We start from the raw sequence: 22,350 nt of genomic DNA, 5'->3' as shown, positions 1-22,350 counted from the left end.
TTCGTGCCTCGAGGCCCGTGTGCGGGTCCCCGGGTGTGCAGGTGTGACGTAGTCGAGTCTGCCAGCCTGCGCGCGCCGTTCCAATCCCACCCGAGGTGGCGCACATCACACCTCGGGGTCGATGGCACGATCGGCGTCGTGTCCCGATTCTCGCGCCGGCGACGGCAGGCGGCGCTCGCCGCATCGGTTCTCGTGCTCGCGGCGTGCTCGACGGGCGGCGACGGGCCGGGTGACGAGGCAGCGGCGGTCCCCGCGGGACTCGAGTCCTTCTACTCGCAGCAGCTCGAGTGGGGGACGTGCGAGGCGGTCGCGCCCGGTGCAGGGGTGGGCGGCGACCTCGAGTGCGCGCGCGTCACGGTGCCGCTCGACTACGCCGAGCCCGGCGGCGAGACGGCGTCCGTCGCGATCTCGCGGGCGAGGGCGAGCGGGGTGCGCATCGGTTCGCTGCTCGTCAATCCCGGCGGCCCCGGCGCCTCGGGGCTGGCGCTCGCGAGCGTCGCGACGGGCACGCCCGTCGGCGAGTCGTTCGACGTCGTGGGCTTCGATCCGCGGGGAGTCGGTGCGTCGACGCCCGCGGTGCAGTGCCTCACCGGACCCGAACGCGACGCCGACCGCGCGGTGAACGACGTGGACTCCTCGCCCGAGGGAATCGCGGCGAGCGAGGCGCGCTCGCAGGAACGCGCGCGGCTGTGCGCCGAGCGGACCGGCGTCGACGTTCTCGCACACGTCGGCACGCGGGAGGTCGTCCGCGACATGGACGTCGTGCGTGCGGCGCTCGGTGAACAGCGGCTCGACTATCTCGGCTACTCGTACGGCACCCGCCTCGGTACCGCGTACGCCGAGGCGTTCCCCGACAATGTTCGCGCGATGGTGCTCGACGGCGCGATCGATCCTGCGCAGTCCGTCGTCGATCAGGTGCTGGGGCAGGCGGAGGGATTCCAGCAGGCGTTCGACGCGTTCGCGGCCGACTGCACTGCGCGCCCCGACTGCCCGCTCGGAACCGACCCGGCCGGTGCGACTGCACGTTTCCGGGAACTCGTCGACCCGCTGATCGACACTCCCGCCGCGACGACCGACCCGCGTGGGCTGTCGTACGGCGACGCGATCACCGGTGTCCAGCAGGCGCTGTACTCCCCGAATCTGTGGACGCCGCTGCGCGGTGGTCTCGCCGCGCTCACCCGCGGCCAGGGCGACTCGCTGCTCATGCTCGCCGATCTGTACGAGGGACGTGCCGACGACGGCACCTACACGAACATCGAGGACGCGTTCGACGCCGTGCGCTGCGTCGACGATCCGCCCGAGACCGACAGGGCGGCGATGGGCGCCGCCGACACCGCGTTCCGCAACGCTGCGCCGTTCCTCGACGACGGCCGCGGGACCGGTGCCGCACCGCTCGATCTGTGTGCGTTCTGGCCGGTGCCGCCGACGTCCGAGCCGCGCGTGCCCGACGTCCCGGGGCTGCCGCCGGTGCTCGTCGTGTCGACGACGGGCGATCCCGCGACGCCGTACCGCGCCGGGGTCGATCTCGCGGACGCTCTCGGCGCCGAACTGCTCACGTTCGAGGGGGCACAGCACACCGTCGTCTTCGACGGCGAGGCCTGCGTCGACGACGCCGTCGCCGCCTATCTGCGCGATCCGTCGGACGTGCCCGAAGGCCTGCGGTGCGGCTGAACGGGCGCGCCCTGTAACGCCACGCGTACCAGCGAAGTAACACGGATTTAACGCAGGGTGCATACGCTCGGCGTCATGGACCGCCAAAAGGAATTCGTGCTGCGCACCCTCGAGGAGCGCGACATCCATTTCGTGCGCTTGTGGTTCACGGACGTCCTCGGTTATCTCAAGTCGGTGGCGATCGCCCCGGCCGAGCTCGAGGGTGCCTTCGAGGAGGGAATCGGCTTCGACGGCAGCGCGATCGAAGGGTTCGCGCGCGTCTCCGAGGCCGACACCGTCGCCAAGCCCGACGCCTCGACCTTCCAGATCCTGCCGTGGGCGTCGAGCAAGGGCCACCAGCACTCCGCACGCATGTTCTGCGACATCGCGATGCCCGACGGCTCGCCGTCGTGGGCCGACTCGCGTCACGTGCTGCGGCGCCAACTCAACCGTGCCGGAGACCTCGGCTTCAGCTGCTACGTGCATCCGGAGATCGAGTTCTTCCTGCTCAAGAATCTTCCGCAGGACGGCTCGCCGCCGCAGCCCGCCGACGACGGCGGCTACTTCGATCAGGCCGTGCACGAGTCGGCGCCGAACTTCCGCCGTCACGCGATCGACGCGCTCGAGTCGATGGGTATCTCGGTCGAGTTCAGCCATCACGAAGGCGCCCCCGGACAGCAGGAGATCGACCTGCGGTACGCGGACGCGCTGTCGATGGCCGACAACGTCATGACCTTCCGCTACGTCGTCAAGGAAGTGGCGATCGAGGAGGGAGTGCGCGCGAGCTTCATGCCCAAGCCGTTCACCGATCAGCCCGGCTCGGCGATGCACACCCACATGAGCCTGTTCGAGGGCGACGCGAACGCCTTCCACGATCCGGACGACCCGTTGCAGCTCTCGGCGACCGGCAAGGCGTTCATCGCCGGAATCCTCGCGCACGCCAACGAGATCAGCGCCGTCACCAACCAGTGGGTCAACTCGTACAAGCGGCTGATCCACGGCGGCGAGGCACCGACCGCCGCGTCGTGGGGCCCGTCGAACCGCTCGGCGCTCGTGCGTGTCCCGATGTACACGCCGAACAAGGCGTCGTCGCGACGTGTCGAGATCCGGAGCCCCGATTCGGCGTGCAACCCGTATCTCGCGTTCGCGGTACTGCTGGCCGCGGGCCTGCGGGGCATCGAGAAGAACTACGAGCTCCCGCCCGAGGCCGAGGACGACGTGTGGTCGCTGACCTCCGCGGAACGTCGCGCGATGGGCTACAAGGAACTGCCCGGCAATCTCGACGAGGCGCTGCGCGAGATGGAGCGGTCGGAACTCGTCGCCGAAGCGCTCGGTGAGCACGTGTTCGAGTTCTTCCTCCGCAACAAGCGCGCCGAATGGGAGAACTATCGTTCCCGCGTCACCCCGTACGAACTCGAGGCCTATCTCGGACTGTGAGCGAACCTGGTAGTCGGGGGCAGACGGTCGGGGAGACGGAGAAGGCGGCGAAGTCAGGAATGGTCAGACCACCCACCTCACGGTCGATCGTTCCCGGTACCGGCAGGCTCGGGCTCGTCGAGCCCACGGCCGCCGAGGACCTTCGCACACTCGGGTGGACCGGTGTCGACGACATCCCGTTGCTGTGGGCGCTCTCGCGTGCTCCCGACGCCGACCTCGCCCTCCGCGCGCTCATGCGGATCCGCGAGGCACTCGGCGACGGCTGGCAGCGGATCGACACCGCGCTGCGCACCGATCTCGGGCTGCGTGGCAGGCTCTTCGGGCTGCTCGGGTCGTCGACGGCGCTCGGTGATCATCTGGTCGCGCACCCGACGCGTGTCGATCTGCTCGCGGGCGGCGCGGATCTGCCGTCGCGGGACGCGCTGGACGAGGTCTTCCTCGCGGCGGTCGACGCCCACCCCGAACCCGGCCGCGACGACGACGCCGTCGTGTACCGCGCCGGGGTGACGGGCGGCGACGCCGTCGCGGCCCTGCGCGATGCGTACCGCGATCAACTCGCCCTGCTCGCCGCGATCGACCTCGCGCCGACCGTCGAGGACGAACCCGTCCTGCCGTACAACGCCGTCGCGGAACACCTGTCGGACATGGCCGACGCCGCGCTCACCGCCGCGCTCGCGGTGGCGATCGCGACCGTGTGCGGCGACAAGCCGTGCGGGACGCGGCTCGCCGTGATCGCGATGGGCAAATGCGGTGCGCGCGAACTCAACTACGTGAGCGACGTCGACGTCGTGTTCGTCGCCGAACCCGCCGACGCCACCGCGAGCCGCATCGCCGGCGAACTCATGCGGGTCGGGTCGTCGGCCTTCTTCGACGTCGACGCGGCGCTGCGGCCCGAGGGCAAGTCCGGAGAACTCGTCCGGACCCTCGACTCGCACATCGCGTACTACCGCCGATGGGCCAAGACCTGGGAGTTCCAGGCTCTGCTCAAGGCGCGCCCGATGACCGGCGACATGGCGCTCGGCCGCGACTACGTCGACGCGCTCGGCCCGATGGTGTGGACGGCGTCCGAACGCGAGGACTTCGTCCCCGAGGTGCAGGCGATGCGTCGCCGCGTCGAGGAGATGGTCCCGCCGGAGCTGCGCGAGCGCGAGCTCAAACTCGGCCGGGGCAGCCTGCGCGACGTCGAGTTCGCGGTGCAGCTGCTGCAACTCGTGCACGGCCGCGCGGACGAGTCGCTGCGGGTGCGGAGCACGGTCGACGCGCTGACGGCGCTCGCCGCCGGCGGTTACGTGGGCCGTGACGACGCCGCGAATCTCACTGCGTCCTACGAGTTCCTGCGGCTGCTCGAGCACCGGCTCCAGCTGCAGCGGCTCAAGCGCACCCACACGCTGCCGCCCGACGACGACGAGGCGCTCCGGTGGCTCGCGCGCGCGGCACACATGCGGCCCGACGGCACGCACGACTCGCTCGGTGTGCTGCGCGAAGAGATCCGCCGCAACGCTCATCGGGTGCGGCGCCTGCACGTACGGCTGTTCTACCGGCCGCTGCTCGACTCGGTCGCGCGCATGGACCGCGACGCGATCGTCCCGAGCCCGGAGGCCGCCGTCCGGCAGCTGGCCGCGCTCGGCTACGCCGCACCCGAGAACGCGCTCGGCCACCTCACGGCCCTCACCGCGGGTGCCTCGCGCAAGGGACGCATCCAGGCGCTGCTGCTGCCGTCACTCCTCGAAACTCTCGCGGACACACCCGATCCCGATGCAGGTCTGCTCGCGTACCGCAGGCTCGCCGAGGCGATGCACGATCACGAGTGGTTCCTCCGGCTGCTGCGCGACGGTCCCGCCGTCGCCGAGCGGCTCATGCGCATCCTCGGATCGTCCGCCTATCTCGCGACCCTGCTGCTCAAGGCGCCCGACGTGATCCGGCTCTACGTCGATTCGCCCACGGGGCCACGGCTTCTCGAACAGCGTCCGGCGGACGTCGCGAAGGGGATCGCGACCGCTGCGGCCCGCTACGAGGACCCGGCACGGGCCATCGGTGCCGCACGGGCGCTGCGCCGTGCGGAACTCGCGCGTGTGGCGTCCGCCGACATCCTCGGCATGCTCGATGTCCCCGCCGTGTGTCACGCCCTGTCGTCGGTGTGGGTGGCGGTCCTCGAGGCCTCGCTCGGTGCCGTCGTTCGGGCCAGCGAACGCGAGCGCGGCGAGCCCGCGCCCGCCTCGCTCACCGTGATCGGCATGGGCCGGCTCGGTGGCTTCGAGCTCGGCTACGGCTCCGACGCGGACGTGATGTTCGTGTGCGAGCCGCGCGACGGCGTCGACGACACGACCGCCGTGAAATGGGCCTCGACGATCGCGGATCGCGTGCGCACCCTGCTCGGTACGCCCAGCACCGATCCGCCGCTCGAAGTGGACACCGGCCTGCGTCCCGAGGGACGCAACGGTCCTGTCGTTCGCACGCTCGCGTCGTACCGCGCGTACTACGAGCAGTGGGCCCAGTCGTGGGAGGTGCAGGCGCTGCTACGGGCGACGAGCGTCGCGGGCGACGCCGATCTGGGGCTGCGTTTCCTCCACATGATCGACCGCATCCGGTACCCCGAGGGCGGCGTGTCCGAGAACGCCGTCCGCGAGATCCGGCGGATCAAGGCGCGCGTCGACTCCGAGCGACTCCCGCGCGGTGCGGATCCCGCGACCCACACCAAGCTCGGCCGCGGCGGTCTCGCCGACGTCGAATGGACCGTGCAGCTGCTGCAGCTGCGGCACGCACACGCCGTTCCCGCACTGCACAACACGTCGACCCTCGAGACGCTCGACGTCCTCGAACAGACCGAACTGCTGGACGCCGAGAACGTCGAGTTGCTGCGTGAATCGTGGACGCTCGCGACGAAGGCCCGCAACGCTCTCGTCCTCGTCCGCGGCAAACCGACCGATCAGCTGCCCAGTTCGGGGCGCGTCCTCGCGGGTGTCGCGTGCATCGCCGGGTGGGGAGCGGTGTCAGACGTCGGCGAGTTCCTCGATCACTACATGCGGGTCACCCGACGCGCGCGAGGTGTCGTCGAGGACGTGTTCGGCGACTGACCGGCGCACGAGCAGTGGGAGAGGGGCCGCGTCCACGTGGACGCGGCCCCTCTCTCGTGCGGGAACGTGCGTGTGTCAGGGCATGCTGACGAAGCCGTTGTCGACGAGCCACTGCCGGGCTACCTCGGCGGGCTCGAGGCCCTCGACGTCGACCTGGCGGTTCAGTTCGGTCGCGACGTCGTCGGTGAGGGCGGCGGAGATCGGCGCCATCACCTCGGCGACGGCGGGATGCGCCTCCGCGAAGCCTTCCCGCATCACGACGGCCGCGTTGTACTTCGGGAAGAACGACTGGTCGTCCTCGAGCAGAACGAGATCGAGCGCGATGATCCGGCCGTCGGTCGTGAACACCTCACCGAACTTGCACTGGGTGCCGTCGGCCGTGGCCTGATAGATGATGCCGGTCTGCAGGATGCGGCGCTCCACCGCATTGGGGTCGAAGCCGTAGTGCGCGGCCATGCCGGGGAAGCCGTCCTGGCGGACGTTGAACTCGCTCTCGACGCACGTCGTCGCGGCGGCGGGATCGGTGCGGACGAGCTCCGCGTAGTCGGAGAGCGTCTCCACCCCGGTCGCCTCGGCCGTCGCGCGGTTCATCGCGAGGGCGTAGGTGTTGTTCATCGGAGCGGGGTCCGTCCACACCATCTGGTAGCGCTCGAGGTCCTCGTCGCGGACGGCCTCGAACTGCGCCTGCGGATCGGGGATCGGGGTCTCGTGGCCGAGATAGTTGATCCAGCCTGTACCCGTGTACTCGTACGTCACATCCACCTGGCCCGCGATCTGCGCGTCGCGCGTCGAGTTCGAGCCCTGGATGTTGGTGAGGTCCCGGACGTCCGCGCCGGCGGCCGACAGCGCGAAACCGATGACGTAGCCCAGGATCACCTGCTCGGTGAAGTCCTTGGAGCCGACCGTGATCGGGACGCCCTCGAGATCGGCGACGGGCTGGATGCTGCCGGGTTCGACCCGCAGCGGGAGCGAGCTGCCCGATTCCAGTCCGCACGACGCCGACGCCGTCACGGCGGCAGTCATCGCGACCGCGCACACCAGGGTGCGCCACGTGCGCTTCATCGCAATCCCTTCGGGCCCAGGTACTCTTCGGCGAGCGCCCCGAGCCAGTCGACCAGCAGCGCGAGGGCGATCGCGAGCACGGCTCCGACGATCAGCGTGACGTTGTCGCGCAGCTTGTATCCGGTGTCGATGAGAATCCCGAGCCCGCCCGCACTGACGAGGAAGCTCAGCGTCGCGGTGCCCACCGCCAGCACCAGCGACGTGCGCAGCCCGGCGAGGACGAACGGGACCGCGAGCGGCAGTTCGACGCTGCGCAGCACCTTGCCCGCCGACATGCCCTGGCCGCGTCCCGCGTCGATGAGCGCGGGATCGACCGACTGCAGGCCGAGCATCGTGTTGCGGAGCACCGGAAGCAGCGAATAGAACGCGATCGGCAGGACACCGATCCAGAATCCGGTCGTGTTCGTCCACAGGAACAGCAGGACGAGCAGGCCGATCGCGGGCGCCGCCTGGCCGATGTTCGCGATGCCGATGAACAGGGGAGCGAGCCGGTCGAATCCCGGTCGCGTGAGCAGGATTCCGAGCGGGACGGCCACCGCGACGACGATGAGCACGATGACGATCGTGAGCAGCACGTGCTGCCACGTCAGCGTCGCGAGGTTGGCCGCGTTGAGGCTCGCGGTCTGCGTCGCCGTGAGATCACGGGTGAACGCCCACGTCAGGACCGCGACGACGAGGATCGCGATGAGGACCGGCTGGATCCACAACCGGGCACGTTCGGCGCGGCGCTCGCTGCGCTGTGGCGTCCGCGAATCGGCGGCGGGTTCGGTCGTCGCGCTACTCACGGAGCGCTCTTCTCGTCCGGTACCGCCGGCAGTTCGCCGGTGCTGTCGTCGTCGCCGTACTCCTCGCGCATCGACGCGAGATGCCGCACGAGGGTGTCGATCGTGACGACGCCCTGGTACTCACCGCGCCGTCCGGCCACGATCGCCGTCGCGGAGCCCTCTTCCAGCAGGGCCTCGAGCGCGTCCTGCAGGGTGGACTGCGGCGAGACGATCTCGCCGACCGGCACGCCGATCCCGCGCAACGACGACGCGTGCGCGAGGTGACGCGTCGACACCCACGCCGCCGGGCGGCGGCGTTCGTCGAGGACGATCCCCCACGGATTCTTGCGGCCCTCGAGCGCCGCGCGCGCTGTGTCGACGGAATCGGTGATCGAGACCGTCGGGCGCTTGCTGAGCTTGACGTCCCGAACGCGGTCGAGCGTCAGCTGCTTGAGGGCGGCGCCCGATCCGACGAAGCCCTCGACGGTCTCGTTGGCAGGGGCGGCGAGGATCGCGGACGGCGTGTCGTACTGCATGATCGTCGAGCGCGGGCCGAGGACGGCGATCCGGTCGCCGAGCTTGACGGCCTCGTTGAAGTCGTGGGTGACGAAGACGATCGTCTTGCGCAGCTCCGCCTGCAGGTGCATGAGCTCGTCCTGCAGCAGGCCGCGGGTGATCGGGTCGACTGCGCCGAACGGTTCGTCCATGAGCAGCACCGGGGGATCGGCGGCGAGGGCGCGGGCGACACCCACGCGCTGCTGCTCGCCGCCCGAGAGCTGGCGCGGGTAGCGCGAGGCGTAGACGCCGGGATCGAGGCCGACGAGATCGAGCATCTCCTCGACGCGCGCACGGACCTTCTTCTTGTCCCAGTGCAGGAGTGCCGGCACCGTCGCGATGTTCTTGGCGACCGTCATGTGCGGGAACAGGCCCGCCTGCTGGATCGAGTAGCCGATCCCGCGCCGCAGTTCGTCCGGGTCGATCGAGAGCGCGTCGCGGCCGCCGATCGTGATCTTCCCGGACGTCGGCTCGATGAGCCGGTTGATCATGCGCATCGTCGTGGTCTTGCCGCCACCGGACGGCCCGACGAGTACCACGAGTTCGCCTGCTGCGATCTCGAGCGAGACGTCGTCGACGGCGGGGTCCTTCGAACCGGGGTAGACCTTGCTGACGTGGTCGAGAACGATGTCGACGCCGGAGATCTCCGGTGCCTGCTCGGTCGTCGTTGTTTCAGTCACGAAGCCCCCTCGAGGTGGTCAGCTTGCCGATGAGCACGTAGATGCCGTCGAGGACGAGGGCCAGGACGACGATGAGGATCGTGCCGGTCAGCGCTTGCGGAAGTGCGGTGGGGCTGCCGACGCGCGACAGTCCCGAGAAGATGAGGTTGCCGAGGCCCGGGCCCTTCGCGTACGCGGCGATCGCGAGGATTCCCATCGCCATCTGCGTCGCGATGCGCATTCCGGTGAGAATCGACGGCCACGCGATCGGAATCTCGATCCGCGAGAGCACACCGAGCCTGCTCATTCCGACGCCGCGCGCTGCGTCGGTCACCGACGGATCCACCGACGCGAGGCCGATGATCGTGTTGCGAATGATCGGCAGCAGCGAATAGAGCACCAGTGCGGTCACGGTCGGTGCGACGCCCAGGCCCATGATCGGAATCAGAAGGCCGAGCAGTGCGAACGAGGGAACCGTGAGCACGGTGCTGGCGAGTGCCGTCGCGATCGACGATCCGACAGGGCTGCGGTAGACGGCGATTCCGATGAGGACCGCCGCGATCGTGGCGATGACCACGGATTGCACGACGGCACTCACGTGCAGATACGAATCCGTGAGGAGTTGCATTCTTCGCTCGGTCACGAAGTCCCAGAGCTGTCCCAGGTCCACCGCTACGCCCACCTCGTCCCGACGCGAGAATTCGAATTCCGCACAGTCTCGTCTCTTCTGTTCACCGTGTGCCGCTAAATACCTACCGTGCCGAAAAAACCACGCGCAGTTCGGCGTTTCTCAAACTATCCCTTTTCACCCGTTCGTGGGGTGAACGAAACGTCGGATATCGGTGGACGGCGAATCGAGTGGTCGCGGAAACGGGACGAGCCCCGTTCTCCGTGACGGAGAACGGGGCTCGCCGGTGCGACTCGCTGCGCCGGGCGGCCGGTGCCGCCCGCGCGTGAGGATCACACGTCGTAGTACAGCTGGAACTCGTAGGGGTGCGGACGCAGGTTGACCGGAGCGATCTCGGCCTCACGCTTGTACGAGATCCAGGTCTCGATGAGATCCTCGGTGAACACGCCGCCCTCGGTGAGGTACTCGTGATCCTGCTCGAGGCGATCGATGACCGCGGGCAGGCTCGTGGGGGCCTGGGGGATGCCCTTGGCCTCCTCGGGCGGGAGCTCGTAGAGGTCCTTGTCGACGGGCGCCATCGGCTCGATCTTGTTCTTGATGCCGTCGAGACCCGCGAGCATCTGCGCCGCGAAGGACAGGTACGGGTTGCCCGACGAGTCGGGAGCGCGGAACTCGAGGCGCTTCGCCTTCGGGTTGTTGCCCGTGATCGGGATACGAACCGCGGCCGAACGGTTGCGCTGGCTGTACACGAGGTTGATGGGAGCCTCGTAGCCCGGAACCAGGCGGTGGTACGAGTTGATCGTCGGGTTCGTGAACGCGAGCAGCGACGGGGCGTGGTGCAGGATGCCGCCGATGTAGTGACGCGCCATGTCCGACAGGCCCGCGTAACCGGCCTCGTCGTGGAACAGCGGCTTGCCGTCCTTCCACAGCGACTGGTGCACGTGCATGCCCGAGCCGTTGTCGCCGAAGAGGGGCTTGGGCATGAAGGTGACGGACTTGCCGGCCGCCCACGCCGTGTTCTTCACGATGTACTTGAACAGCTGGAGATCGTCGGCGGCACCGAGGAGCGTGCCGAACTTGTAGTTGATCTCGGCCTGACCGGCGGTGCCGACCTCGTGGTGGCCGCGCTCGATCTCGAAGCCCGCGTTCTGCAGGTTCGTCGTGATCTGGTCACGCAGGTCGACGTAGTGGTCGTACGGCGCGACGGGGAAGTAGCCGCCCTTGGCGCGAACCTTGTAGCCGAGGTTCGGCGAGCCGTCGGGGTTGGTCGCCGCGCCGGTGTTCCACGCGCCCGAGACCGAGTCGATCTTGTAGAACGCACCGTTCATCTGCGAGTCGTACGAGATCGAGTCGAAGATGTAGAACTCGGCCTCGGCACCGAAGAACGCGGTGTCGGCGATGCCGGTGCTCTTCAGGTACTCCTCCGCCTTGCGGGCGACGTTGCGCGGGTCGCGGCTGTAGGCCTCCCGCGTGAACGGATCGTGGACGAAGAAGTTGACGTTGAGCGTCTTGGCTGCACGGAAGGGATCGAGCCGAGCCGTCGTGACGTCGGGCAGGAGCATCATGTCCGACTCGTGGATCGACTGGAAGCCGCGCACCGACGAGCCGTCGAACGCGAGGCCGTCCTCGAAGACGTCCTCGTTGAAGGCGGCAGCCGGGATGGAGAAGTGCTGCTGGATGCCGGGCAGGTCGCTGAAGCGGACGTCGACGTACTCGACGTTCTCGTCCTTGATGAACTTGATGACCTCGTCGGCCGTGGTGAACGCCACGCTTGTGCTCCTTTGATCGCTTCGGCCAAGTGGTGTTGGCGAATTCCTCGCCGCCGAGGCTAGGAACCGGGTGTTGCCCACCGGTCACTTGGATGTTTCACCCATGTTACGCATGACTGTGGACTGGGAAAACGCGGAAATGTGAGCCCGTCCACAGTCGACGACGGGAGGTGCGCAGCGAGGCAGGCGCGTTAGCCTACCCTGAAGGGCATGCCCCGTATCACCGGCTCCTGGCTCTCCGGCCCGTCCGCAGCACTGCCCGAGAACTCCGACGGCGCAGAACAGGCCTACCGAGGTCAGAACCTCGGTCTTCCGCCGAACGGCCCCGGGTCGATTCCCGGCCCCGGCCGCCGCATCGGGGGGCTCATGATCGACTGGTTCCTCTCGATGGGCGTCGCGACGCTCATCACCGGCGCCGACATCCCGTTCGGTGGGCTGATGCCCACCATGACGCTCATCGTGTGGTTCGTCATGGGCGTCGTGTGCGTGACGCTCTTCTCCTACACGCCGGGCCAGCTCTTCCTCGGGATGCGCGTCGGCCGCATCGACGCGCCCGCCCGCGTCGGCTTCGTCCGGGCACTCGGCCGCCAGGCACTGCTATCGTTCGTCGTCCCGGCGACGATCACCGACATCGACGGCCGTGGCATGCACGATCGCGCGACCGGCGTCGCGATGATCCGCACTCGCTGACCCGGGCAGCGACACCGGCCGGGGATACAGCAGGGGCCCCGCCGACGGCGGGGCCCCTGCTGTGATCGTGTCGGCGTGAGCAGCCGTCAGCGGCGACGGATCGTCCGCTGGACACCACGCATCTTCGCGCCGCCGGGCATCGGGCCCTTCGGCAGCGCCGCACCGCCCTGGCCGCGGCTGCTCAGCGCCGCGAGCCGGCCCTCGATCGCGTCGATGCGCTTGTTGTCGATGTTGTTCGGCAGTTTGCCGAGGTGGCGCTGGAGCTTGGAGAGCGGGACCTCGCCCTCGTCGTTGCCGATGACGAAGGTGTAGATCGGGGTGTCGCCGACGAGCCGGGCGACACGCTTCTTCTCCTGGCCCAGGAGCGCGCGGAGCCGTCCCGGGTCACCTTCGCCCACGAGGATCACGCCGGGCTTGCCGATCACACGATGAACGGCGTCGAGATGCGTCGTGCCCGCGACGGCCGTCTTGACCCGCCACCGGCCCTGCAGGTTCTCGAGCGCCCACGCGCCCGCACCCGCCTGGCCCTCGGCCTTGCGGTAGACCGACTTCTGGACGCGGCGCCCGAAGATGATGAACGCGCCGAGCACACCCAGCAGGATGCCGATGGGGAGCATGAACCACTCCATGCCCCAGATCAGGCCGAGCAGGAAGAACACGAGTGCGGCGCCGACGACCGTTCCGATCATCAGCGGCAGGAGGGCCTTGTCCTCCTTGCGCTGGATCTGGAACGCCTGCCACAACTGCTGACGCCGCTCGCGCGACGCCTTCTTGCGGGCGGCCTTCGCCGCTGCCTTCGCTTCCTTCGTGGGCTTGCCCTTGCCGCCCCGGGTGCCGTTCGCCATGGCTCCCAGGATACGTCCCTGACCCCGTCCGACCGGAATCGGTCGGACGGGGTCAGGGTCTCGCGGAGTGCGGGTGGACGCGGAGCGCGGACGTCAGGAGGTGCGGGCGAGCCGCTCGATGAGCGATCCTGCTTCCTGCGACGCCGAGCCGGCCTCGGCGAGGTGGGCCATGCCCTCGGGAAGCGTGCGACCGTGCTTCGCCATCGCCTGCGCGTACAGCCGGCCCGCGCGGTACGACGACCGCACGAGCGGACCCGCCATGACACCGGCGAAACCGATCTCCTCGGCCGCACGCGAATGCTCGACGAACTCCTCGGGCTTGACCCAGCGCTCGACGGGATGATGCCGCGGCGACGGGCGCAGGTACTGCGTGATCGTGACGATGTCGCAGCCTGCGTCGTGGAGGTCGTGCAACGCCTGGGTGACCTCCTCGGGCGTCTCGCCCATGCCGAGAATGAGGTTCGACTTGGTGACGAGCCCGAAGTCGCGCGCCGCCGTGATGACGCCGAGCGACCGCTCGTAGCGGAACGCGGGACGGATCCGCTTGAAGATCCGGGGCACGGTCTCGACGTTGTGCGCCAGGACCTCCGGGCGCGACTCGAAGACCTCGGCGAGCTGATCGGGCTTGCCGTTGAAGTCGGGGATCAGGTTCTCGACGCCCGTGCCGGGGTTGAGTTCGTGGATCTGCTTCACCGTCTCGGCGTACAGCCAGGAGCCGCCGTCGGGCAGATCGTCGCGGGCGACACCCGTGATCGTCGAGTAACGCAGCCCCATCGCCTGCACGCTCTCGGCGACGCGGCGCGGCTCGTCGCGATCCAGTGCTGCGGGCTTACCGGTGTCGATCTGGCAGAAGTCGCATCGGCGCGTGCACTGCTCGCCGCCGATGAGGAACGTCGCCTCGCGGTCTTCCCAGCATTCGTAGATGTTGGGGCACCCGGCCTCTTCGCAGACCGTGTGCAGCCCTTCGCGTTTGACGAGGCCCTTGAGCTCGGAGTACTCCGGGCCCATCTTGGCGCGCGTCTTGATCCAGCTGGGCTTGCGTTCGATCGGAGTCTCCGCGTTTCGGATCTCGAGGCGGAGCAGCTTGCGTCCTTCTGGGGCCACAGTCACGACGTCGATCGTACGCGGGCGCGACCCGTCTCCGGGACCGGGGAGCGGGGTTCGCAGGTTACCGATCGGTAGTGTTCAGCCGAGCCGCAGCGTCGTGAACACGGGCTCCGCAGCGGTTCCCATCGCATCGCCGTCGTCGGACCGGACGGTGCGATCGAGCTCGTGATCGCGCACCGGCAGTGCGCCGTCGAGCGCCGCGAGCACGGCCTCGGTGACGGCGGGAACGACCTCGTCGACGGTCACGTCGCGGCCCAGTTCGTGCGAGAGCGTCGTGACACCCGCGTCGCGGATCCCGCACGGCACGATCGCGTCGAATCCGTCGAGAACCGAATTGCAGTTGAGCGAGAAGCCGTGCATCGCGACTCCGCGCTGCACCCGGATCCCGATCGCGGCGACCTTGCGCTCGGGCAGGACGACGCCACCGCGCACCGAGGCCGCGAGCCACACGCCGGAGCGGCCGTCGATCCGCCCGCACACGATTCCGAGATCGGAGACGACGGCGATCAGTGCCTCCTCGATGCGCCGCACGTACTGGACGACGTCCACCGGCTCGGCGAGCCGCACGATCGGATAGCCCACCAGCTGCCCCGGGCCGTGCCACGTGATCTTGCCGCCGCGATCGACGTCGATCACGGGAGTCCCGTCCACCGGCCGATCGGCGGGCTCGGTACGCCGCCCCGCGGTGTAGGTCGCGGGATGCTCGAGCAGCAGCAGCCGGTCGTCGCCGCGGCCCTCCGCGCGCTCGTTCGCGATCGCGCGCTGCCGCTCCCACGCCTGCATGTAGTCGACGAGACCGAGACGATCGACGACGACCGGAGTCGAGGCCGTGCGGGCCGAGGGCTGCGTGCTGCTCATGACGTGTCACGGTACGCCGCGGAGCGCGGGCCGTCGCGAGTGCACGAACGGCGACGGCGCCGGCACCCACGGGGGTACCGGCGCCGTCGCCGTGTCGAACCGCTTGCTACAGGCCGAGATCGGCCTCGAACGCGCCGTCCTCGAGACGCTGCTTGATCGTCGTGAGGAAACGGCCCGCGTCGGCGCCGTCGACGAGCCGGTGGTCGTACGTGAGCGGCAGGAAGCACATCGACCGCACGCCGATGGACTCGTTGCCGGCCTCGTCCGTCACGACCGAGGGGCGCTTGACGATCGCGCCCGTGCCGAGCATCGCCGCCTGCGGCGGAACCAGGATCGGCGTGTCGAACAGCGCGCCCTGGCTTCCGATGTTCGTGATCGTGAACGTGCCACCCGAGAGCTCGTCCGGCTTGAGGCCGCCCGAGCGTGCGCGATTCGCGATGTCGGCGATCGCACGTGCCAGACCACCCAGCGAGAGGTCGCCGGCGTTGTGGATCACGGGGGAGAGCAGACCCTGCTCGGTGTCCACCGCGATGCCGAGGTGCTCGGCGTCGTAGTACGTGATCTGCTTCGAGCCCTCGTCGTACGACGCGTTGATGTTCGGATGCACCTTGAGTGCCTCGACGACGGCCTTCGCGAAGAACGGCAGGTACGTCAGCTTGACGCCCTCACGCTCGAGGAAGGTGCCCTTCGCGCGGGACCGCAGTGCCGCGATCCGCGTGACGTCGACCTCGAAGACCTGCGTGAGCTGTGCGGTCGTCTGAAGCGACTCGCGCGTCTTCGTGGCGGTGATCTGACGGATCCGGTTGGCCTTCTGCGTGGTTCCGCGCAGATGCTGCAGATCCTCGCGCACACCCGCGGTCGCGGGGGCGGCGGGCGCCGCGGCCGCCGGTGCGGACCGCGCGGCGGCGGCCGGCTTCTTCGCCGACTCGGCGGCGGCGAGGACGTCCTGCTTGCGGATGCGGCCACCGACACCGGTGCCGGACACCGACGCGAGGTCGACGCCGTTGTCGGCGGCGAGCTTGCGCACGAGCGGGGTGACGTACGGCGTCGACTCCGAGGACGGGCCACCGGCCGCGGACGCCTCCTTCGCGGGAGCAGGCGTGCTCTCGGCCTTCGCGGGTTCGGGCTTCGCGGGCTCGGGCTTCGGCTCTGCCTTCGGCTCGGGCTTCGACTCCTGCTTCGCAGGCTCCGGCTCCGGCTCGGGCTCGGGTTCCGGTTCGGGCTCCGCGGACTTCGCCGCAGGTGCACCGGAGCCGATGACGGCGAGCTGTCCGCCGACCTCGACGGTGTCGTCCTCCTCCGCCGAGATCTCGAGCAGGGTTCCCGCGACGGGAGACGGGATCTCGGTGTCGACCTTGTCGGTGGAGACCTCGAGCAGCGGCTCGTCGACGGCGACCTCGTCACCGACCTGCTTGAGCCAGCGGGTGACGGTTCCCTCGGTCACCGACTCGCCGAGTTCGGGCATCGTGACGGGGGTTCCCTCGCCGCCACCGGATCCCGACGACGGCTGTTCGGCCTCGGCGGACTCCGCGGGGGCGTCCTGCTCGGCTTCGGGCTCGGGCTCGGGCTCGGGCTCGGGCTCCGGCTCGGATTCGGCGGCGGAGTCGTCACCGGAGCCGGAGTCCGCGGACTCGCCGGCGTCGCCGATCACGGCGAGTTCGCCGCCGATCTCGACGGTGTCGTCCTCCTGCGCCACGATCTTCGTCAGCACACCCGCGGCAGGGGAGGGGATCTCGGTGTCGACCTTGTCGGTGGAGACTTCGAGCAGCGGCTCGTCGACGTCGACCGTGTCTCCCTCCTGCTTGAGCCACCGGGTGACCGTTCCCTCGGTGACGCTCTCACCAAGAGCTGGCATCTGGACGGAGAAGGCCATGTCTTCTGACTCCTCGACGGGTTGTGTGCGGGTTGTTGAATTCTTCGACTCGTGGTCGTGACCATTGTGCGCGCGGTCCGCGTCCAGTCGTGGCTCATGCCCGATTCTCGCGCGGCGATCGTCGTGCAGGGCCGGTTCTCGTGCCGGTGCCGGCGCGATCAGGGGGTCGTCGATCGGGTCGGTCATCGGTCATCTTTCCACTCGCCACGGTGCTCCGCCGAGGGAGGTCCACAGTCCGCGAAGCTACCGACGAGTAGCACTCGCCAGGGGGAATGTCCGAATTGCTGGCACTATGGGAAGACGAGGGCGGAGCGTTCGGTGCTCCGCCCGGACACGAGGAGGAACCGGTGGGTCTGTTCAGCCGAATCGGTCGTGGCGTCGGTCGACGTGGCCGGGGTGCGGGCGGCCGGCGCGGGCCCGAGCAGTCCGACGCCGCGTACCTCACGCAGTGGGTGCGCGAGCACCGCGGCGTCGAAGCGTACGTCGAGCCCGCGACCGTCGTCACCGAGGTGACCGTCGTGCTCGTCGCGTGGGACGGCGAGTGGACGCGCCGCAAGGTCGGCGGCGACCGCGGCGCGCGCAAGCTCGGCGAGGATCTGAAGATCCCCGTGTACGACGTCCGCAAGACCGGATACCCGAAGCGCATGCGCGACTTCGACAATCGCCGCCGCATCGAACGCCGGCGCGAGCGCCTGGAACGAGACGGGTGATCCGGCCTGCGGCCGCCGCTCAGCCGTTCGCGGCGATGTCCTCGATGGCGGAGATCATCGTGCGCACCGGGACGCCGGTGCCGCCGCGGCCGGTGTACCCCCAGGCGCCGCCGGTGTTGTAGGCCGGGCCCGCGACGTCGATGTGCGCCCACTGCACGTCGTCGGCCACGAACTCCTTCAGGAACAGTGCTGCCGCGAGCATGCCGCCGGCCCTGTTGTTGGTGACGTTCGCGAGATCGGCCACGCGCGAGTCGAGGTCTGCCCTGATCTCGGCGGGCATCGGCATCGGCCACGCGCTCTCGCCGACGCGCTGCCCGATCGCGGCGACACGATCGCGGAACTCGTCCGTGCCCATGACGCCGGACGTCCGATTGCCCAGCGCCACCGTCTGCGCGCCGGTGAGGGTCGCGGTGTCGATCAGGTAGGTGGGCGAGTCCTCGCAGGCCCGCACGATCGCGTCCGCGAGGATGAGCCGGCCCTCGGCGTCGGTGTTGATCACCTCGACCGTCGTTCCGCCGTACTGCGTCAGGACGTCGCCCGGCCGCTGCGCCGTCGCGGACGGCATGTTCTCGGCCATCGGTACGGTCGCGACGACGTCGACGGGCAGCGACAACTCGGCCGCGAGCGCGACGGTCGCGACGACCGCGGCTGCCCCGCCCATGTCGGAGGTCATGTGCTCCATTCCCGCGGCGGGCTTGATCGAGATGCCGCCGGTGTCGAATGTGACGCCCTTGCCGACGAGTGCGACCGTCGGGGCCTTCTTCGTGCCCGACGAGTAGGTGAGCCGGACGAGACGCGGCGGCCGGGACGACCCCTGCCCGACGCCGAGGATGCCGCCGTAGCCGCCGTCCGCGAGTGCCTTCTCGTCGAGGATCTCGACCTTCAGCCCCGCGGCCTTGCCGATGTCACGCGCCCGCTCGGCGAACGACGCCGGGAAGAGCGCGTTGGGGGGAGTGTTCACGAGTTCACGGGCCGTGGCGACGGCGCGCGCGATCGCGGCGGAGCGTGCCAGTGTGTCGCGCGCCGCGCCGTCCTTCGCGTCCGCGACCAGCAGCTCGATCCGCTCGACGGGCGCCGCGTCGGGGCCGGGTGCGCTCTTGGCCGAACGGAACTCGGCGAAGCCGTAGGCACCGAGTGCGAAGCCCTCCGCCGCCGCGCCGAGATCGATCGTCGAGAGCGTCGTGGCGACCACCGTCGAGCCCGCGAGTGCCCTCGCCGCGGCGCCGGCCGCGCGGCGCACCCGCTCGCCGTCGAGCTCGCTCGCGGGGCCGAGGCCGACCGCGAGGACGCTCCCGACAGGCAGCGCCTCGGGTGCCGGGACGCGGGCGGTCTTCTCGAGCGCTCCCGACGCACCGACCGCGACGAGCGCGTCGAGCAGGTCCGCGAGCACGGCGTCGTCGACGACACCGTCCGCGAGCGCGACCTCGGGGCCGTCCTCGCCCTTCGTGAGGCCGACGACGAGCACGTCGGCGTCCTTGCCCACCGCGGCGGCGAGAACGGTGTCGGGGACGAGGCCGGGACGAAGCGGTCGAGTCGAACGAGTGCTCACGAATGTCTCCTGAACGGTCGGCGGCGATGGAGTTCGGCGGGTGACCGAACGTGCCCTCGATCGTAGGTCGAACGCCGAGACCGGATAGGTTGAGGCCATGACCGATCAGTCGCTCCAGCAGGGTCCCGTGCACGCTGCCCACGTCGAGCTCGGTGCCACGTTCGCGCCGTTCGGCGGGTGGGAGATGCCCGTGTCGTACGCGGGCACGGTGTCCGAGCACAACGCCGTCCGCGACGCGGTCGGGCTCTTCGACGTCAGTCACCTCGGCAAGGCGGTCGTGTCGGGTCCGGGCGCCGCGGCATTCGTCGACTCCGCGCTGACGAACGACCTGCGCAAGATCGGCCCCGGCAAGGCCCAGTACACCCTGTGCTGCACCGAGACCGGCGGCGTCGTCGACGATCTCATCGCCTACTACGTGAGCGACGACGAGATGTTCCTCGTTCCCAACGCCGCGAACACGGCGGCGGTCGTCGCCGCGCTCGCCGAGGCGGCACCCGAGGGGATCACGGTGACCGATGCGCACCGAGACCACGGCGTCTTCGCGGTGCAGGGCCCGCACTCGACGGAGGTGCTCGACGAACTCGGGCTGCCGACCGACATCGAGTACATGGCGTTCGCGGACACGACGTGGCGCGACAAGCCCGTCCGGGTGTGCCGGTCGGGGTACACCGGCGAGGTCGGATTCGAGCTCGTGCCGCGGTGGGAGGACAGCGACGAGCTCTTTCGCGCGCTGCTCGAGCCCGTCCGCCGGCTCGGCGGTCAGCCCGCCGGACTCGGCGCACGCGACACCCTCCGCACCGAGATGGGCTACCCGCTCCACGGCCACGAGCTGTCGCTCGACATCTCGCCCCTCGAGGCGCGCACCGGATGGGCAGTCGGATGGAAGAAGGACGCCTTCTGGGGACGCGACGCGCTCGTCGCGCAGAAGGAGGCGGGTGCGCCGCGCAAGATGTGGGGTTTGAAGGCCCTCGACCGCGGCGTGCTCCGCGAGGGGCTCGCGGTGCAGCGCGACGGACAGCGGATCGGCACGACGACGTCGGGCACGTTCTCGCCGACCCTCAAGGTCGGTATCGCCCTCGCGCTGCTCGACACCGAGGCGGGCGCGGCTGCGGGCGACGAGCTCACCGTCGACGTTCGCGGCCGTGCGCTGCGGGCCGAGGTCGTCTCGCCGCCGTTCGTCGACACGCGCACCAGCTGACGCGCGAACACTGCGGATACGGCGTCGCGCGGGTCCGATACCATCGGTCCATGACCGACGTCGCCGAATTCCTCCGTGTTCCCCATCCCTCACCCGCGTCGGATCGCGCGCGCGGCGAGGTACTGGCGGCGCCCGGGTTCGGCCGGTTCTTCACCGACAACATGGTGTCGATCTCGTACACCGACGGCCGCGGCTGGCACGACGCCGTCGTGACGCCCTACGCGCCGATCGAGCTCGACCCGTCGGCGATGGTGCTCCACTACGGCCAGGCGATCTTCGAGGGGCTCAAGGCGTACCGGCAGCCCGACGGCTCGATCGGGACGTTCCGGATCGAGGCGAACGCGGAGCGACTGCGGACGTCGGCCCGCCGGCTCGCGATGCCGGAGCTGCCGACCGAGCTGTTCGTCGAATCGGTGAACCAGCTCATCCGTGCCGACGAGGCGTGGGTCCCGGACGCCGGCGGTGAGGACGCGCTCTACCTGCGTCCGTTCCTGTTCGCCACCGAGCCCGGGCTCGGCGTGCGGCCGGCTGCCGAGTACCGCTACCTGCTCATCGCGTCGCCCGCGGGCGCGTACTTCCCGCGCGGCGTCAAGCCGGTGAGCGTGTGGTTGTCGGAGGAGTACGTGCGCGCCGCCCCGGGCGGGACGGGTGCCGCGAAGTTCGCCGGAAACTACGCCGCCTCGCTGCTCGCGCAGGCGCAGGCCGCGGACCAGGGGTGCGATCAGGTCGTCTGGCTCGACGCGACCGAGCGGACCTACGTCGAGGAGATGGGCGGGATGAACCTGTTCTTCGTCTTCGGCACGGGTCCCGACGCGCGCCTCGTCACGCCGTCGCTGTCGGGCTCGTTGCTGCCGGGCATCACACGCGACTCGCTGCTGACGCTCGCGGGCGATGCGGGGCTTCCCGTCGAGGAACGCCGCATCAGCACCGCGGAATGGCGCACCGCAGCGGAGTCCGGCGAGCTGAGCGAGGTCTTCGCGTGCGGCACCGCCGCGGTGATCACGCCGGTCGGCAGCGTGAAGTCGACCGCGGGCGAATTCGTGATCGGCGACGGCGAGCCGGGCGAGGTCACCATGGCACTGCGCGACACCCTGACGGGCATCCAGCGGGGAACCTTCGCGGACACCCACGGCTGGATGAGCCCACTCGGCTGAGCGTCGCGGTCACATCGTCACGGTGAGGGCGGCGGCGACGACGGCGAGTTCGATGCCCGCACCGAGGACGTCGCCGACGAGGCCGCCGAACCGTCGCACTGCGTGGGTTCCGGCGGCCTCCGCGACCGCGAGCCCCACGACGACCGCTGCGAGGCCCGTCCATCCCGCCGCGGCAACCCCTGCCGCGGCCGCGGCGAGCACCCATGCGACGACGACCGGCCACGGCTGGGTCCCGGCGACGAGCGCGCCGAACCCCGAGGCCGTCGCCGCGGGAATCCCACGGCGGCAGCCGATCACGGCACTCACCCGGCCGACGACCACGGCCAGGGCCACTGCGGCGTACTCGCCGCGCGACGCCAGCGCGCCGAACGCGGTCGCCTGCAGCACGAGGACCACGACGAGCGTCACGACGGCGAAGGGGCCGGACGACCCGGACCGCGCCACCTCCCGGGTGCGCTCGGGCGTGCCGTAGACGCCGAGCCCGTCGGCGACGTCGGCGAGCCCGTCGAGGTGCATCCCGCGTGATGCCAGCGCGAGCGCCGCGGCGACGAGCAGGCCCACCGCGAGCGGGGGCAGAGCGGTGAGCGATGCGGCCGACGCGATCGCGGCGGCGCCTGCGCCGAGCACGAGGGCGGTGAGCGGTGCAGCGGTGATCGCACGCCCCGCGGCGCGGCGGTCGATCGGAGAGGGGGAGCGGACCGGCAGTACCGTCAGCCACGAGAACGACAGTGCGACACCGCGTCCCGCGTCGCCGAGCCGCGTCACCGG

The 22,350-nt window shown here is 70.0% G+C and carries 18 protein-coding genes; 7 read left to right on the top strand and 11 right to left on the bottom strand.

Translation table 11 applies throughout. From position 1 onward, the window contains the following. Positions 1–138 precede the first annotated feature (138 nt). From RR1_RS12355 to RR1_RS12345, 3 genes are all read left to right on the top strand, one after another. A complete protein-coding gene (locus tag RR1_RS12355; protein WP_010838628.1) occupies positions 139–1,671 on the top strand; it encodes an alpha/beta hydrolase in 1,533 nt (510 codons plus the stop codon). A gap of 75 nt (positions 1,672–1,746) precedes the next feature. Further along, complete coding sequence (gene glnA, locus RR1_RS12350) at positions 1,747–3,087, top strand: type I glutamate--ammonia ligase (RefSeq protein WP_010838627.1); 1,341 nt, start codon at positions 1,747–1,749, stop codon at positions 3,085–3,087. A gap of 59 nt (positions 3,088–3,146) precedes the next feature. Next, a complete protein-coding gene (locus RR1_RS12345) occupies positions 3,147–6,161 on the top strand; it encodes a bifunctional [glutamine synthetase] adenylyltransferase/[glutamine synthetase]-adenylyl-L-tyrosine phosphorylase (RefSeq protein WP_010838626.1) in 3,015 nt (1,004 codons plus the stop codon). Positions 6,162–6,236: 75 nt separating this feature from the next. On the opposite strand, the gene RR1_RS12340 is transcribed toward RR1_RS12345, so the two are convergent. From RR1_RS12340 to glnA (RR1_RS12320), 5 genes are all read right to left on the bottom strand, one after another. After that, complete coding sequence (locus RR1_RS12340) at positions 6,237–7,223, bottom strand: glycine betaine ABC transporter substrate-binding protein (RefSeq protein ID WP_010838625.1); 987 nt, start codon at positions 7,221–7,223, stop codon at positions 6,237–6,239. Next, positions 7,220–8,008 (bottom strand): ABC transporter permease, encoded by a 789-nt coding sequence (locus tag RR1_RS12335; protein WP_010838624.1) that lies wholly within the window; start codon positions 8,006–8,008, stop codon positions 7,220–7,222. The genes RR1_RS12340 and RR1_RS12335 overlap by 4 nt, the downstream gene beginning before the upstream one ends. Further along, complete coding sequence (locus tag RR1_RS12330) at positions 8,005–9,222, bottom strand: ATP-binding cassette domain-containing protein (RefSeq protein ID WP_010838623.1); 1,218 nt, start codon at positions 9,220–9,222, stop codon at positions 8,005–8,007. Before RR1_RS12330 ends, RR1_RS12335 begins: the two co-directional genes overlap by 4 nt. Beyond that, the gene (locus RR1_RS12325; RefSeq protein WP_010838622.1) at positions 9,215–9,871 is read right to left on the bottom strand and encodes an ABC transporter permease; all 657 of its coding nucleotides are present in this window, start codon (positions 9,869–9,871) and stop codon (positions 9,215–9,217) included. The genes RR1_RS12330 and RR1_RS12325 overlap by 8 nt, the downstream gene beginning before the upstream one ends. A 290-nt stretch (positions 9,872–10,161) precedes the next feature. Further along, entirely contained in the window at positions 10,162–11,598 is a 1,437-nt protein-coding gene (glnA, locus tag RR1_RS12320) for a type I glutamate--ammonia ligase (RefSeq protein ID WP_010838621.1), read from the bottom strand. 210 nt (positions 11,599–11,808) lie between these two features. Here glnA (RR1_RS12320) and RR1_RS12315 point away from each other — a divergent pair, with 210 nt between their 5' ends. After that, complete coding sequence (locus RR1_RS12315) at positions 11,809–12,288, top strand: RDD family protein (protein ID WP_010838620.1); 480 nt, start codon at positions 11,809–11,811, stop codon at positions 12,286–12,288. Positions 12,289–12,374: 86 nt separating this feature from the next. Here the strand turns inward: RR1_RS12315 and RR1_RS12310 are convergent, their stop codons facing one another. The 4 genes from RR1_RS12310 to sucB all read right to left on the bottom strand — a co-directional run bounded on the left by RR1_RS12310 (position 12,375) and on the right by sucB (position 16,971). After that, entirely contained in the window at positions 12,375–13,133 is a 759-nt protein-coding gene (locus RR1_RS12310) for a DUF4191 domain-containing protein (protein ID WP_010838619.1), read from the bottom strand. 93 nt (positions 13,134–13,226) lie between these two features. Then, positions 13,227–14,243, bottom strand: coding sequence for a lipoyl synthase (gene lipA / locus RR1_RS12305; protein ID WP_072713634.1), 1,017 nt, complete (start codon positions 14,241–14,243; stop codon positions 13,227–13,229). A 75-nt stretch (positions 14,244–14,318) separates the two neighbouring features. Then, positions 14,319–15,098, bottom strand: coding sequence for a lipoyl(octanoyl) transferase LipB (gene lipB / locus RR1_RS12300; RefSeq protein WP_010836598.1), 780 nt, complete (start codon positions 15,096–15,098; stop codon positions 14,319–14,321). Between the two features lie 106 nt (positions 15,099–15,204). After that, positions 15,205–16,971 carry a 2-oxoglutarate dehydrogenase, E2 component, dihydrolipoamide succinyltransferase gene (gene sucB, locus RR1_RS12295; protein WP_040772136.1) on the bottom strand — a complete coding sequence of 589 codons (1,767 nt, stop codon included), beginning with the start codon at positions 16,969–16,971 and terminating at the stop codon, positions 15,205–15,207. Positions 16,972–17,318: 347 nt separating this feature from the next. Here sucB and RR1_RS12290 point away from each other — a divergent pair, with 347 nt between their 5' ends. Continuing rightward, complete coding sequence (locus RR1_RS12290; protein ID WP_040772157.1) at positions 17,319–17,681, top strand: hypothetical protein; 363 nt, start codon at positions 17,319–17,321, stop codon at positions 17,679–17,681. Positions 17,682–17,700: 19 nt separating this feature from the next. Here the strand turns inward: RR1_RS12290 and RR1_RS12285 are convergent, their stop codons facing one another. Beyond that, the gene (locus RR1_RS12285; RefSeq protein ID WP_040772135.1) at positions 17,701–19,230 is read right to left on the bottom strand and encodes a leucyl aminopeptidase; all 1,530 of its coding nucleotides are present in this window, start codon (positions 19,228–19,230) and stop codon (positions 17,701–17,703) included. A gap of 97 nt (positions 19,231–19,327) precedes the next feature. Between RR1_RS12285 and gcvT the strand changes: the two genes are divergently transcribed. Further along, positions 19,328–20,428 (top strand): glycine cleavage system aminomethyltransferase GcvT, encoded by a 1,101-nt coding sequence (gene gcvT / locus RR1_RS12280; RefSeq protein WP_010836594.1) that lies wholly within the window; start codon positions 19,328–19,330, stop codon positions 20,426–20,428. Between the two features lie 50 nt (positions 20,429–20,478). Then, on the top strand, positions 20,479–21,582 hold the full coding sequence (locus tag RR1_RS12275) for a branched-chain amino acid aminotransferase (RefSeq protein ID WP_010836593.1): 1,104 nt from the start codon (positions 20,479–20,481) through the stop codon (positions 21,580–21,582). A gap of 9 nt (positions 21,583–21,591) precedes the next feature. Here RR1_RS12275 and RR1_RS12270 read toward each other — a convergent pair whose 3' ends face one another. Further along, entirely contained in the window at positions 21,592–22,347 is a 756-nt protein-coding gene (locus RR1_RS12270; protein ID WP_010836592.1) for an adenosylcobinamide-GDP ribazoletransferase, read from the bottom strand. Positions 22,348–22,350: the final 3 nt, after the last annotated feature.

The sequence above is a fragment of the Rhodococcus rhodnii NBRC 100604 genome, from assembly GCF_001894925.1.
Classification (GTDB): Bacteria; Actinomycetota; Actinomycetes; order Mycobacteriales; family Mycobacteriaceae; genus Rhodococcus_F; species Rhodococcus_F rhodnii.
Note: the sequence above shows the minus strand (reverse complement) of the source record. Positions and strands in the feature narration are given on the sequence as shown.